The organism is Tunturiibacter gelidiferens (assembly GCF_051013345.1).
Lineage (GTDB): Bacteria > Acidobacteriota > Terriglobia > Terriglobales > Acidobacteriaceae > Edaphobacter > Edaphobacter gelidiferens_A.
Genome location: NZ_CP132939.1, coordinates 60,959 through 76,095, shown reverse-complemented (window position 1 = coordinate 76,095; position 15,137 = coordinate 60,959). Strand labels below are relative to the sequence as shown.

9 protein-coding genes are annotated in these 15,137 nt (G+C 56.6%); 6 read left to right on the top strand and 3 right to left on the bottom strand.

Features of this window, described 5'->3' with window-relative positions:
* The first annotated feature begins 93 nt into the window (after positions 1-93).
* From RBB80_RS00355 to RBB80_RS00335, 5 genes are all read left to right on the top strand, one after another.
* Positions 94-3,240, top strand: a complete 3,147-nt coding sequence (locus tag RBB80_RS00355) for a carboxypeptidase regulatory-like domain-containing protein (protein ID WP_433966407.1) — start codon at positions 94-96, stop codon at positions 3,238-3,240.
* Complete coding sequence (locus RBB80_RS00350; RefSeq protein WP_433966406.1) at positions 3,237-3,629, top strand: hypothetical protein; 393 nt, start codon at positions 3,237-3,239, stop codon at positions 3,627-3,629. Before RBB80_RS00355 ends, RBB80_RS00350 begins: the two co-directional genes overlap by 4 nt.
* 151 nt (positions 3,630-3,780) lie before the next feature.
* Positions 3,781-6,210 (top strand): glycoside hydrolase family 95 protein, encoded by a 2,430-nt coding sequence (locus RBB80_RS00345; protein ID WP_433966405.1) that lies wholly within the window; start codon positions 3,781-3,783, stop codon positions 6,208-6,210.
* A gap of 12 nt (positions 6,211-6,222) precedes the next feature.
* Positions 6,223-8,475, top strand: a complete 2,253-nt coding sequence (locus RBB80_RS00340) for an alpha-galactosidase (protein WP_433966404.1) — start codon at positions 6,223-6,225, stop codon at positions 8,473-8,475.
* 51 nt (positions 8,476-8,526) lie between these two features.
* Positions 8,527-9,252, top strand: a complete 726-nt coding sequence (locus tag RBB80_RS00335) for an SGNH/GDSL hydrolase family protein (RefSeq protein WP_433966403.1) — start codon at positions 8,527-8,529, stop codon at positions 9,250-9,252.
* A 31-nt stretch (positions 9,253-9,283) separates the two neighbouring features.
* Here the strand turns inward: RBB80_RS00335 and RBB80_RS00330 are convergent, their stop codons facing one another.
* The 3 genes from RBB80_RS00330 to RBB80_RS00320 are packed head-to-tail and all read right to left on the bottom strand — an operon-like array spanning position 9,284 to position 13,702.
* Positions 9,284-10,504: a hypothetical protein gene (locus tag RBB80_RS00330; RefSeq protein WP_433966402.1), complete on the bottom strand. Its 1,221-nt coding sequence runs from the start codon at positions 10,502-10,504 to the stop codon at positions 9,284-9,286.
* On the bottom strand, positions 10,501-11,637 hold the full coding sequence (locus tag RBB80_RS00325) for a hypothetical protein (protein WP_433966401.1): 1,137 nt from the start codon (positions 11,635-11,637) through the stop codon (positions 10,501-10,503). Before RBB80_RS00325 ends, RBB80_RS00330 begins: the two co-directional genes overlap by 4 nt.
* A gap of 31 nt (positions 11,638-11,668) precedes the next feature.
* Entirely contained in the window at positions 11,669-13,702 is a 2,034-nt protein-coding gene (locus RBB80_RS00320; RefSeq protein WP_433966400.1) for a hypothetical protein, read from the bottom strand.
* A gap of 368 nt (positions 13,703-14,070) precedes the next feature.
* Here RBB80_RS00320 and RBB80_RS00315 point away from each other — a divergent pair, with 368 nt between their 5' ends.
* A complete protein-coding gene (locus tag RBB80_RS00315) occupies positions 14,071-15,129 on the top strand; it encodes a LacI family DNA-binding transcriptional regulator (RefSeq protein WP_433966399.1) in 1,059 nt (352 codons plus the stop codon).
* Positions 15,130-15,137: the final 8 nt, after the last annotated feature.

Sequence of the window (15,137 nt, the reverse complement as noted above, 5' to 3'; positions counted from 1 at the left end):
CAGGGGTCTCAAACTACTGAAGTCAGGAGCAAAGCGCCGAGGTAGCAAATCGACGGCGCATGCTGGAGGCAAATATTTATGCGAGGCGAAAACGTGGCTCTACAATTTGAAAAGCGTCTTCTGGTAGGGAGGTCGTGGCCTGTGGTCTGGCTGCTCCTTCTTCTGTCCCTATGCGGTTTAGCACATGCCCAGGTGGATCAGGGAGCGATCACAGGTGTCGTGCAGGACTCTTCGGGTGCGGCGATCCCAAACGCGAGGGTTACGCTTACAAGCCCGGAGACAGGATTGGCGCTGCAACGCCAGGCTAACGAGAGCGGCGTCTACGTCTTTTCTCCGATCAAGATAGGCGACTACACACTGAGTGCCTCCGCTCCCGGGTTTTCAACCACGAAGCAGGAGAACCTGCATGTCGACATACAGCAGCGCCTAAACGTCGACCTGAAGCTAAAAGCGGGCGCCGCAAGCGAGACGGTCACGGTGACCACTGGCGCCCCTCTCCTGGAGACACAGGAAGCGGCGGTAGGCCAGGTCATCAGCACCGAGACGATCAACAATACGCCGCTAAATGGTCGCAACTGGGTCTACATCGCGCAATTGACTGCTGGCGTTGCCCCACCGTTCGGAGGCACCCGCGGTAGCGGTACGGGCGACTTCGTCGCGAACGGCCAGCGCGCCGAGCAAAACAACTTTGTCCTGGATGGCGTCGACAATAACACCAATCTGATCGACTTCCTCAATGGTTCGAGCTTTGTGATGCGCCCGCCGCCGGATGCGCTCGCTGAGTTCAGCATCCAGACAAGCAACTTCAGCGCCGAGTTTGGTCACTCCGCCGGCGCCGTCATGAACGCCAGCATAAAGTCTGGAACTAACGCCATTCACGGTGATCTTTGGGAGTACCTCCGCAATACCAATCTCGATTCCAAGGACTGGGACGCAAGCACTATTTCGCCTTATCATCAGAACCAGTTTGGCGGAACCATCGGTCTGCCCTTCTGGAAGAATCACCTGTTCTACTTCGGAGACGTTGAGGCCAACCGAATCTCGGTAGCCTTACCCACCACGACCACGGTTCCAACAGCGTTGATGCGCACCGGTAACTTCTCTGAACTGCTGAACACCAGCCTCAACAACCAGGGTGTGCCTGTTCAGCTCTATGCGCCGAATTCGGGCGGCACGACGACGCTTTCCTGTAACGGTGTTAACAATGCGCTTTGCCCGAACCAGATCGATCCCGTTGCGCAGAAGATCATCAACCTGTACCCACAGTCGAACCTCGGCGTGTCGGGACTGACCTACAACAACTATCGCGTGAACCTCGCTCGGACGGATAACACGGTACAGTGGGATCAGCGACTGGACTGGAATATAAGCGCGAAGGACCAGGCCTACGTGCGTTTCAGCTACGCGCACGAGATCAAGACGAACGGCTTGCCGCTTGGCCCGGTACTGGATGGCGGTGGTTTTGGCGGTGCGAACGATACGAATCTGGCTGAGAACTTCATGCTTAGCGAGTCGCATGCCTTCACATCGAACCTCGTCAACGAGTTCCGCTTTGGCTACAACTGGATTGTCTCGCAATACCACCAACCCAACGCCAATGACTACTCCCTGGCGGCATCGCTTGGGCTAGGTGGCATTCCCAACAACGGTCCCGGGTTGGGTGGCATTCCTCTGGGCTATTTCGGCTATGGCCCCATCCAGATCAACCAGTGGGGTTCGGTCGGCACACAGGACGAGGCCCAGAACGTCTATCAAATTCTGGACAACGTCACGCGCACTATTGGAAAGCATTCTCTCAAGGCGGGCGTGTCGTTTCAATCCATTCGTGTCTTCGATCGCTATGCTCCGAACCCGATTGGCCAGTACTATTTCAACGGCCAATACACAGGCAAGGTGGGAAGTTCCATCACAACAGGCGCAGGTCCGGCGGACTTTCTGCTTGGGCAGATGAACTCCGCCAGCATTGCGAACAGCCCTCCCATCAATGATTCGCAGTGGTATAACGCGGCTTATTTGCAGGATGACTGGAAGGTCTCGCCGCGGCTGACGCTCAACGTTGGCATTCGTTATGACCACTATGAGCCATACAAGGAGAACGCTGGCAACCAGGCGAACTTCATCTCGACAGGCAATCTGGGCATCGGTACTGGAACAGGCATCTATGAGCTTCCCAGCCGGTCACGCAATCAGGACCTCGGCGCGCCGTTCCTCGCCGTGCTGGCCAAGGACCACGTTTCGCTGCAGTACGTCGACAATGATCGGCTGGCGACGGGACAGAGCTTCAACTTCGCGCCGCGTCTGGGTGCTTCGTTTCGGACTGATGAGAAGACCGTCGTCCGCGCTGGCTTCGGACTCTTCTACGGTGGTTTGCAGAGCCAGGGCAATACCAATCTTGGAACGAACTTCCCCTGGGCGAACGGAGCCAATCTCCCAACGCCGGACTGCTCTTTAGGTAGCTGTCCATCGCTGTTGTCACAGGGCATCTCGCTGTCGGATGGTCTGGTAGCAGCCACCGGAGTTGGACTGCAGAACTTTGTGTCCTTTCCCGGTTTGCACGGTATCGATCCGAACATCAAGACGCCATACACCATCAACTACAGCCTCACGGTGGAGCGGTCCATCACCCCGAACCTTGCGGCGACTGTCAGTTATGTCGCCAATTCGTCCAGGCACCTCTCGACCTACTACGATCCCAACACGATACGCGGTCTTTTCGCTCCCGGCGTATCGACGCAGCAGTTCCAGCCGTTCCCCGACCTCAGTGGCATCGGAACGATCCACTTCGGCGGCGACAGCAACTACAACTCACTTCAGACCAAACTGGAGAAGCGTACGTCGCATGGCCTGACATTCCTTGCCACGTATACCTATGCGCACTCGCTCGATGACACAAGCGACGCGGGCGGACTTTCGACCGCAGTCGGCGACCGCAACATGGCGCTGATTCCGTATGGCCAGGAATGGACAAACTCGCCGTACGACATTCGTCACCGCTTCACATTGAACGGAAACTACCAACTGCCGTTTGGGAGGGGACGCGCTTTCCTGAACAACTCCCGCCTGGCGGAATATACCGTTGGTGGCTGGTCCACAAGCGTGGTCTTCGCAGTGCAAACCGGCACTCCTTTCACTGTGTCGCCGAGCATCTCTACTGCGAACGGTGGCAGCGCGCGTGCATTGCTTGTCGGTGATCCGTTCAAGGGGGTGGAACTCCAGACACGGCCAATAATCCCAGCTTGACTTCTTGTCCGACAAAGGTCAAAACACGGACGAACTGGTATAACCCCTGCGCCTTCGTAAACCCGCTGCCCGGAAACCTCATTACGGGTTCAACAGTAGTCACTGACTACACGTCCGCTGTTGCATTTCTTGGCGGTCGCTCGAACCAGATTTATGGCCCCGGCTATTCGCGGGTGGACATGTCGTTGTTCAAGACCTTCCCCACTTTCCACGAACAATCACTGCAATTCCGCGCCGACGCCTTCAATCTGCTCAACCATCCAACGAATGGAAATCCTGCGAACACCGGGATCGGACCGCAAGCCGGTCAGATCACGGGAACGAAGTTTTTCCAGAACAACACACCTGATGCTCGCTTCCTTCAGCTCTCGTTGAAGTACGCGTTCTAGCTCGCTAGGAGGGCCGGTCCTCTGTACGGCCTTCCTGGTTTCTTACGTCTCTACGGAGTCTATTTTTATCTAACCGGGCAGGGTGCCCTCCGGGTTGGCGGTATCCGCGTCTCTTGGGATGAAGCGGAGTCGAACAGATGAGGAGAGGTGTTTGAGTATCGACAGACGCAGCTTCATGCAAGGCGGTCTCGCGCTGGTTGCCCTGCAGCACACGTCCGCCGCTCTTTCGGAGAAGGGTTCAACGGCAGCCGCCGAAGAACTCTGGTACAAGCAGCCAGCAAAACGCTGGCTCGAGGCGCTGCCTGTTGGCAACGGCCGCCTTGGAGGCATGGTCTTCGGCGGCGTCCAAGAAGAGAGGATCGCGTTATCTGATTCGACAGCGTGGTCCGGCGGCCCCGCAACAGGTGAGGTCAATCCAGGGGCGCTCCCCCACATCCGCGAGATACGTGAGCTCTTCTTCGCAGGCAAGTACGACGAAGCGCAGGTGCTATGCAGTAAGTACCTCCCCGGACACATGAAGAATTTCGGTACGAACCTGCCGTTACCGGATCTCCAACTCGCATTCGAGCACGTTAACCAGCCGGTGGAGTACAAGCGATCGCTTAGCCTGGATGACGCCATTGCTGCAGTTCGTTTTAAATGTGACGGCATTCAATATGTGCGTGAAATTTTCGCAACCCATGCTGACGGTGTGATCGCAATACAGCTGACCGCCAGCCAACGAGGTGCGATCTCCTTTCGTATGAGCTTCAGTCAGGGCGAGATTCCAAATACGACAAGCACAGAGGGTCAAGACACATTAGTACTCAAAGGAAGCTGCTTCGAGCATAAGCACAGCAGCGGTCAAGACGGGGTAGCAATCCAGATTCGAGCACAGGTGCTTGCCCGTGGAGGCACGATGTCCGCAATGAGCCAGGCTATCGCTGTCTCGGGCGCGGATGCTGTAACGATTCTGCTGGCTACCGGCACGAGCTTTCGCGGAGACAACCCGGAAAAGACATCTAGAGAGGCTCTGCGAAGAGCCTCAGCCATGTCGTTCGCGCAACTTCGCCACGCGCACCTTGAGGACTATCGGCCACTGTACCGCCGCACGTCGCTGGATCTCGGCCCCAGCTCCGAGAGCACGCGGCTTCAGCCAATAGACGTACGACGTAAAGCACTTGAGGATGGTGGTGACGATCCAGAGCTTGTTACCCTCTTCTTCCAATACGGCCGCTATCTCACGATTGCGGGTTCCCGCGCGGACTCAGTCCTCCCGCTTGCACTGCAGGGTATCTGGAATGATGGGCTAGCCAGCAGCATGGGGTGGACCGACGACTTCCATCTAGACATCAACACCCAACAAAACTACTGGCCCACAGAGGTCTGCAATCTTTCGGAGTGTCATGCTCCGCTGTTCGGGCTCATTGAAGGTCTTGCCTCTGCGGGCAAGGCGACTGCAAGGGAGATGTACGGTTCACCCGGCTGGGTCGCGCATACGGTCACCAATCCGTGGGGCTACACCGCCCCGGGCGGCACAGGATGGGGCATCGTAGTGACAGCCGGCCTTTGGATCGCCACGCAGATGTGGCAACACTACGAGTTCACACGCGACACAGAATTTCTCCGTGCCCGGGCGTATCCAGTACTCCGTGAAGCCGCTGAGTTCTTTCTCGCTTACATGGTGGAGGAGCCGAAGCATGGCTGGCTTGTAACTGGACCTTCTGACTCACCAGAAAATTGGTACATCACTCCGTCCGGGCAACAAGCCTCGGAATCGATGGGAAATACGATCGACAGAGTATTCGTCCACGCCTTATTCAGCATGGTCGTGGAGGCCTGCGCTACGTTATCGATCGACGCCGATCTGCGCTCGCGGGTGGAGGCAGCCCGTGCGAAGCTGCCGCCGCTGCAGATCGGCCGGCACGGCCAGTTGCAGGAGTGGATGGAAGACTTTGAGGACGCCGAACCGAACCATCGGCATACCTCACCTCTCACGGCACTCTATCCCGAGCCTCAAATCTCGCCGCGCACTACTCCTGCCCTGGCCCGTGCAGCCGAAGTCACTATCCAGCGTCGAATGAGCGCGCCGCACTGGGAACAGAGCGAGTGGGGCCGAGCGAACCTGGTGGTCTACCACGCGCGATTGCTCAAAGGTGAAGAGGCTCATCGGTATCTCTTAGGTCTCATCGCGAAGGCAGCAGACGACAATTTAATGACCTACTCCAGTGCGGGCGTAGCCGGAGCCGATTCGAATATCTTCGCGATTGACGGCAATACAGCTGGAAGCGCTGGGATTGCCGAGATGCTGCTGCAGTCCCATGGAGGCGAGATCGAGTTACTACCTGCGTTGCCAGCAATGTGGCGAACTGGGTCCTTCCGTGGTCTCTGTGCACGAGGTAGTTACGTGGTAGCCGTGAAATGGCGCAACGGCGAACTTAGCTCAGCTACCATCAGCGCGAGAGGAAGCGGGTCAATCCCGATCCGCTATCGCGACCGAGTCACTCACGTTCATCTGCAAGCCGGTCAACAGGTCCGATTGCGACCGCAGAGCTTTCTCGACAAAGCGCCTGACGTCGCCGGCTCTCGCACCCAAACGTAGGAGTTTGTATTCATGCAGTGTTGCACGGTTATTTCGGCTCTCCATCTACGTATTGCAGCTCTGGTGCTGGCTTTGTCTAGTTGCTTTACCGTCAACGTGAGCGCCCAAACCACGCCGGCGACCATCCAGTTCGATTCCACCTCCGGTGTGTTTCGCATCGATGCCGCTGACAGCACCTATGTGTTCGGCATTAATGAAGTACAGGGGCTTCAGAACCTGTACTGGGGCGGACATCTCGCTGCAAGTGATCATTTCGCCGCTGCACACAGTATGCCAGAGGCTTCATCGTTCGACCCGCCATTGACTGTGACGCCACAGGAATATGTAGGGTGGGGAGGCGGACTCTATGTCGACCCAGATCTGAAGATCACCTTCCCGGACGGCAACCGGGACCTTACATTGAAGTATGTCTCGCATCGCATTGATGGAGATAGCCTTTCAATCGTAATGAAAGACATCTCACGCGATGTATACGTCATGCTTACCTATCAGGCGGATGGGGAGACGGGAATCCTTCGCCGCTCCGCGACGGTAGAGAATCGTACCGGCGTTCCGTTCACGGTGGAGCAGATTGCAGCGGGTACCTGGAGTCTCCCACGTGGCACAGACTATCGGCTTCGCTATCTCACCGGCCGCTGGGCAGGGGAGTGGAACGTGCAGGAGAGGCATATCGAGCCGGGTAAAACCGTGCTGGAGAGCCGCCGCGGCACTACCGGCGCACAAAACAACCCATGGTTTGCTATCGACCGCGAAGGCGAAGGCGCAGGCGATCAAGATCAAGGTGAGGTATGGTTCGGGGCACTCGGTTGGAGCGGGTCGTGGCAGATATCTGTGGAGCAGGATCAACTCCAACAAGTGCGCATTACCGGCGGCCCGAATGCCTTCGACTTCGCCTATCTGCTGAAGCCTCACGAAAAACTCACCACGCCCGACTTCTATGGAGGCTACTCTAGCCACGGCATCGGTGGCGCGTCGCGGCTGATGCATCGTTACGAAATCGACTCGATCTTGCCCGGCCATCCCAAGCCAAAGCTGCGCCCCGTCGTCTATAACTCGTGGGAGGCGACTGGATTCGACGTAAATGAGGCTGGCCAGATGACGCTCGCCGAAAAAGCGGCAAGCATCGGCGTCGAGCGCTTTGTGATGGATGACGGATGGTTCGGCGAACGCAAGAACGATCATTCCGGCCTCGGCGACTGGTACGTGAACCAGCAAAAATTCCCCCATGGTCTCAAGCCGCTCATCGATAAGGTGCACTCGTTAGGCATGGATTTCGGTCTGTGGGTTGAGCCTGAAATGGTGAACCCAAACAGCGATCTTTATCGCAAACATCCAGACTGGGTATTGAATTTTCCGGGACGTCCGCGTACGGAGGGGCGCAACCAGTTAGTGCTCAACCTCGCCCGGCCCGACGTGCGGGCGTATGTCTATAGTTTTCTCGACAAGTTGCTAACAGAGAATGACATCGCCTTTCTCAAGTGGGACTACAACCGTAACTGGTCCGAACCCGGCTGGCCTGCGGCTGCGTCCGACTTAGAGAAGAACGTTTACGTCGACTTCACCAATAACTTCTACTCCATCCTCGTCGAGCTGCGGCAGAAGCACCCGAATGTGGAGATCGAGTCCTGCTCGGGAGGTGGCAGCCGCGTTGATCTTGGGGTCATGCGCTACACCGATGAAGTCTGGCCTTCAGACAACACCGATGCTTACGATCGACTGTTCATCCAGAACGGTTTCACCTATGCGTACTCGCCCGGAGTCATGGCCGCATGGGTAACGGATTCACCCACCTGGGTGAACAATCGGTCCCTCTCACTCGAGTACCGCTTCTTGTCGTCCATGCAGGGGGCACTTGGCATAGGAGCCAATCTGAACAAATGGACGCACGAAGATCTGGACGAGGCTCGGACGATGGTAGCTGCGTACAAATCCATTCGTGAAACGGTCCAGCGCGGTTCTCTCTATCGGCTGGTTACTCCGGAGAACAACAGCGAGCAATCCGTCACGGAGACCGTCTCCCGTGATGGCAAACAAGCTGTCACGTTTGCCTTCCTTCATTCCAGCCATGAGCTCTATCCATTTCCACTCGTGCAGTTGCGCGGACTCGAAGAGAACGCAACCTACACCCTATCCATGATCGCCGGAAACGTTGGCGATGGAACGCCCATCACTGCTTCTGGCTCATACTGGATGCATCATGGGCTTGATCTCAAACTGCGCGGCGATTTTCAGGCGTTGGCCTTCAGCTTGACCCGGACGAAGTAATCATGAGCACTTATGCGCTAGGTCAGAACAGGTAATCATCAGGAGGATAATTTGCACGCGTCCACGCGTTTACGCAACCTGACTCACTATGGCAACCACAAAGCTCTTTACTGGCCCATTGCGATAGCCGCATTGCTCGCCTGCGCGACGCTGCTCGGCGAGGCTCAGAAACAGACTTCCATTCCGGAGGAGATTGAGTGGACGTGGGAAGTGCGGCCATCGCACGCAGACCCAGCTCTTCCCAACGTGCTGCTGCTCGGAGATTCCATCACGCGTAACTACTTTCCCGAAGTTACGAAGGACTTGAAAGGAGCCGCGAATGTCTATCTCATGGCCGTGTCCACCTCAGTGGGGGATCCGCGGCTTCCGCGACAAATTGAGGAGTTCGCAGCCATGGAGAATGTCGCCTTCCGGGTGGTTCACTTCAACAACGGTATGCATGGCTGGAACTACACAGAGGCACAGTACAAAACTGCGTTGCCTGATCTGCTCCACAGTGTTGAGCAGATCGCTCCGACTCACCATGCAATGGTCTGGGCGACGATCACGCCCGTGCAGATCAAGGCCTTCAACGGCGCCACGAATGAGCGAATCAACGAGCGGAACCAGATTGCTCAAGCGTTGCTCTCTCCGCTTGGAATCACGATTGATGACCAGCACTCACTCATGATGAAGCACCTGGACACCTACGAGGACACAGTGCATTTTGGACCCTCAGGCGCGGCCCTCATGGGCGATCAGGCCGCCGACACGATTCGCGCGGTCCTGCGGAAGTAAGGCGGCGTTTGGAAAAGATTGTTCGGTGGTTTTATCCCAACGACCAACGAAGAAGTTGCTCAACATCGCAGGTCTGCGTCGAAACGGTCCCTTTCGCAAGAGCCGGAGACACCGCGATCGCGGTTGTGCCTGACTCATGCCATGCAATGAAACGGCAGTTTTCCTCACCGTGCAGTCGGTTCAGGTTGATCCAGGTGTAGTAGGCCCCCATCTCAGCGTCAACCAGGGATCCGCGCGGGTCGAGCTCCTGTCCACCATCTTCGACGGAAATCAGCTCATTCATCGGTCGGTCTGCCTGCCGAGGTGCATAGCGTAGGACCAACGTGTCCGGACGTGCCCGTCGCAGCAACTCACGAGCCGTCCACTGCACGAAGGTGGTGCTGAAGATCTGTGTGCCGGCCCCTTCCGTCAGTACACTCAATTCGAAGTGACGAAGGACTTCGTCTGAACCGCCCTGCGAGTTGCCGAGTTGTGTTGGCCCCATCTGCATCATCCTGCTGCGCAGCTCTTCCGGACCAACCGAGCCTAACGAGCGCGCAGTAACCATGTATTGAAGCAAGTTGCGCCGCGTTGGCGCGAGGCCTCCGTACGAAATGGAGCTGACACCTGCCAGAGCGCTTCTATCGTGTGTTTCTCCGCCGTCTACATACCAGTGGGCATAAGGGACTGGGTCAACCTGTGCACGCTTCTCCAGAAGCGACATGATTGCCTTCAGGCCGCCTCCAGCACTGACAGTCTCGAAGCAGGTTCCATGCGGACGCAGATGACGAAACAGATCGTGTTCGACGGGAGCATCCCGGCCGACAATAACGATGCAAAGTCGATCCCGGACCTTCTCCTCCACACGGATCTGCGCGAGTTGATCGCCGTAAGTTGCTCCGGCAACGTGAAAGGCATCCATGGCTCCCGCGCTCCATAGAAATGCTGTCATCTCTTCCACCGCTCGCGAAGGCTGCGCGGCCCATCCAGTGCGTTGAAAACATGGGGCGATCGGAAGTGAATCGAAGCGAGCCAGAGTCTGCTGAAGATTGGGAAGGTCGCTCCTGTTTCGGAACGTATGCAGCTGCGCCTCCGTCTCAGCGCGCTCCACAGGGAACTGCCAGTCATAGCCCATCAGCTCTCGAAGAAACACGGCGAGAAAGGCAACCGGCAAGCCAGTCAACGTCGGCAAGTATCGTTGAGCAAGATCACGCGCCTGCGGCGGGTATTGCGCGAAGTCGAACGACTGGAGCGAAGCTGGCGAGGCGATCATAGAACCTCTGTGAGGAGACTCCCGCGGCTGAATCGAGCGTTGCAGCCAAGTAAATGTGCGAGCGTAGGCACCAGGTCCACAGACTGCACGGGACGGTCGACTGTGACACCCTGACGGATGTTCGGGCCCATTGCCATAAGCCAAGTCGTGCGCGAGAGTGCGTCGCCGGTTCGGTGATGCTGAAACCCATTGCCGCCGGGGCTCATATCCGAGTCGCGGCCGAAATCCGGCAGTATGAACAGATTTGTCTTGCCCACATATTCGGGGTTGCTCTGAACACTCTTCCACAAATTCGCGCAGATGCTATCAGTGCGTGTGATCGCTTCGGTGTACAGCGAGAAGGCTCCGGAATGGGCAATGTCTATGTCATGCAAAGTGATCCAAAGCAGGCTAGGCGCTACTGTCTGCATTACGTGCTGCGCGATATACAGCGACAACTCATCAGGGCTTTGTGACTTGCGCGCATGTGCGAGGAAATCATCCATCGAAAGCTTCATCAACTCCGCCATTCCATGCAGCGAATCTTGACGTTTGGCTGTAAGCGGTGAAGCGATAGGCGACTCGTAGTTGTCTCGAAGCAGCTGGTCATAGTCGGCGACGGCGTGGTGGTTGGCGAGGGTGAGCAGTTGCTTGGGCAGCACAACTGTTGCGCCGAGCCCGTGGCCATAAAGCGTGTGATTGCTCTCGCCGATGTGATCAAAGCCGTTGCTGGGAGCAATTACCCAAACGTCCGATGCTGATCGCTGCCGATCCCTTCTGTAGTATTCGAAGATCGTTGGGTTGCTCGGTGCAATCGGCATGAAGTTGTCGAAGGTTTCGTAACAGCCGGTTGCAAGGCCGGCGTTGGCGACATAATGACCTAGAATTCCACGATTAACCACCTGCGTGTAGAACGTAGCCTGCGGTATAAGTTCTGCGAGCAAACGAGGAATGTAACGTTGACCTTCAGGAGCGAACGTCTCCTCATCCCGAGCTCCGCCACCAAAGGTCACAACGATTGTCTTAGGCGTAGGAGGAAGGGCTGCCGCTCGCAACGGAGATGCAAAGAACATCGCTGCAGCAGTGCCAGTGCCGACGGCTGAGCGCAAGAACTCGCGACGGCTGATCGCTCGCTCACAAGATATACGGAACATCTCTCTGCTCCACTCGCGCTTCATGCTTATCTCACTTCGTTGTTCGCGCTCTGCTCTCATTTCGCATCCCCTCGCTCGAGCCGGATACCTCGATCAGGCGCGACTCGGAGGGTGCTAGATCGACTGCAATGTTGCTTCCTGACATTGGTGCGGAGGCACCGGAAGCAACATCGCGTGCAACGGAGCCCTTGAATTGGGGATCGATACGATCGAGGTTCACCTGGATGGTGTGTTTCTCCTTGTCGTCGTAATTGAAGACGGCAACGTAGTAGCCGTGAGCGGATTGTCGCGCAAAGATCTTTGCGGCAGCATCCCCTGTGTCGCCTTCCACGGGGCGAAAAACCTTCCCCTCATCGGCCACCTTCATAAGAGCGTGATTGTTGTATACCTGCAGCGCCATTGCTTGCCCGTCGGGATCGTCCGCCAGCCGTGTACTATCCAGAATCATGCCCCCGCTGATGATCGTTGATAGAAGGCGGCTTTGAGCTTCCACGAGATTGCGTGCGCCCTCATCGGCCTTCGTCCCTAGTGGGATGTGGTCGGGATCGATGATGTACAGGCTTTCGTCCGTCCACCAGGCATAGGTCAACGCATTTAACATATATTCCGTCGATTGATCTTTACCGCTGATGTGACCTTTGGTATCGCATGAGAGTCGCCTTGCGTGGCCATAGCCGGAGGGGAACAGTGGGGCAATGGAGAGGCTCAGGAACATGCGCCCGGCGTTCGCCTTCACGACGTCCTGCATGCCCAGGTTATAAGCCTCGGTTCCGGTCTGAATCGCAGGATCAGCGTGTACGCCTTCCAATGCGCCGTGGCTGAGAAAGTCGAGCTTGAGATATTTAAAGCCCATCTTCGCAAGCGTGTCGATATAGAACTGCGTCCGCAGACGTGTGCCCGGCGCGGTTGGATCAATAGGCTTGCCGCCGTCGACTGCCGGCAAAAATGCGCCATCAGGCCCTTTAAGCAGAATGTCGCGATACCGGTACTTCCCATCCGTGCCCTCGACAAGCGCGTCTAGATCGCCGGTCCAGGCAGCAAATGGCGTCCAATAGATACCGGGTTCAAAAACGGTGCCGTCGCTCGATTTCATCGATTTCACAGTGGCCATCGCGTCTTCGAGCGCTACCCCGTCGAGACTGGACCAAAACGCATCGAAGTTGATGTAGACCACCTTCCGCGAGAATCCTTCAGGGCTCAGCTTGTCATGTACGAACTTTGCGGAGGCGATGTAGCGTTGGCGGTTGATCTTGTCGGCGTATGCGGCCCAACTATTCCAGCCCAATGGACGCGGACCGGCCCACGCGAGCGGTGGATGTAGTTCGGCGTTCCGTTTGCCATAAGCTTCCATGCCACTTCGCCAGTCACTGAACTCTCCCACCATCACGCGGGGAGACAGCACCTTCTTGCCGCTCACCACGCCATGAGCCACAAAGTCGTGCGTATCGCTCCGTTCGCCGAGCTGCCCCTGCAAACCGCCGAAGACCTCGAGGTCTTTCAACGACCCATTCTCCGCCTGCACAGTCAACGAGGTCTTCCAGACATCATGCGTCAACGATCCGAACACAAAGCCGCGACGGCTTGCGTTGTCGTAGATCGTCGTCACTTCGTTGCTTGTGATGTGTTGGTCGGGTTGCTGTAGAGCTACAGCATTGAAGCGAAACCACATATCATTGTCATACGGTACGTGGAGCACACGCAGTGCATCCTCATGCACCAGTTGGAATGCTCCTTCTCCCTGTACCCGCACAGCGACGAAGCGATTGGTCGCAACCGAGGTGGTCGAGGAATCCAGTTCAGCTTGGATCTCAACCCACGGCTTTCCGGCTGGGATATAGACACGCTGAACCAGCGTAGGCAGCCCGAGCTTAGTATGTTCGATCGTGATCTCATGTGTGCCGCTGATGACTCGATGCCCCGTGTAGGCGTCACTGGTAAGCAGACGTCCGTCGGTCAGAGTTACATTTGACGTGAGCCCATGTAACTCGCTTCCGTCCCGCCATCGCAGACTGATCTCTCCCGTTGTAGAATCGACGTTCACCACGACAGTTTTCGCATAGGACACGTTAGAGCTCTGTGCGCGGATGCAATTGGTCGCCGCACACGCGAGAGCAAGAGAGAAGACTAATGTTGCCGCGGAAGTTCGATTCAGCTTCAGAATCATGAAGGCTCTCAAAAAGAGGTCTGCGACCACCCAGTTGCAGTCAAAGCATCAGGTCAGTCACCTTGACGACTGTTTTACACTTCAAAATGTATCCGGTTACATGCAAACTCACAATATAGCGGCGCTTTGAAGTGTGTCAACTTCGCAAAGCGTCCCTCACGGATTGTTTCGTCCGGTTGCTCTCGACAATCGCGTAGACTGAGCGGGAGATTGATCGTGGCGAATTTGAAGGTACAGCAACAGATTTCGCATTCGCGGAGACGGGATCCATGCGCCAGAAGGCCGAGAAATCAGGTCCTAAAAAGCCTGCGACGATGCGTGATGTGGCAGGCCACGCAGGAGTGTCAGTAGCCACGGTCTCGCGCGCCTTGGACGGCTCTTCTCTGGTGACAGAGGAGACCGCGCTCGCGGTGCGACGCGCGGTAGCGAAACTTAATTTTGTCCCAAACATCTCAGCGCGCACATTAAAGTATGGGCAGAGTCATGCTATCGGCGTCATCGTTCCGGACCTGACAAACCCGTTCTTTTCAGAATTCCTTCGGGAATTTGAAGCGCTGGCCTCAGCCAACGGGCAGGTTGTTCTGCTGGCGAACGCAGAGGCCAGTGTTGGTGGGGCTCTTACGTCGGTCCGTCAGTTGCTCATGAGACTTGTCGACGGCGTTGTGGTTCTACCATCGCTCGACGAACTGGAGCCGTATCAGTTGCTGACGCTTCGCAAGGTGCCAACGGTGGCCATTGATAGCCGCCGAACTGGCCCCAGCTTCAGTGACGTGAGTTTGATGCATGAGGAGGGAATGAGGCAAGCGATCGGTTATTTGAAGGACCTTGGGCACCGAAAGATCGCTTTCATCGGCGGTTCACCGGGCCTCATGATCTCGAAGTTGAGGTTGGATGCCTTTCAAGCCTCCCTAAAGATGCACGGAATTACAGTCCGTCAGGAGTATGTCCGCTATGGAAACTATCGTGCAGACGGAGGAGACCGTGAGTTGCGCAACCTCATGCTACTGGCGGACAGGCCAACTGCAGTCATTGGAGTCAATGATTTGACTGCACTGGGAGCTCTTCGGGCGGCACGTACATTGAACATCTCTGTCCCAAATGAGGTCTCTGTAATCGGGTTCGATGGCATCGAACTCGATGACCTGGTATCGCCGAGTCTGACAACCATGAGCGTTTCTCGCAAGCTTATCGCCCAAAGCTGTCACGGAGCTTTAGAGGAGATGCGCGTCGGGCGAAGCGGTTCCGGCAGGCAGATCTACATTCCTGTTGAACTTATTGTTCGTCAATCGACAGGCCGTCCACTTCGTAAAATGACGAAGTCTCGCTAGCTAAGCTG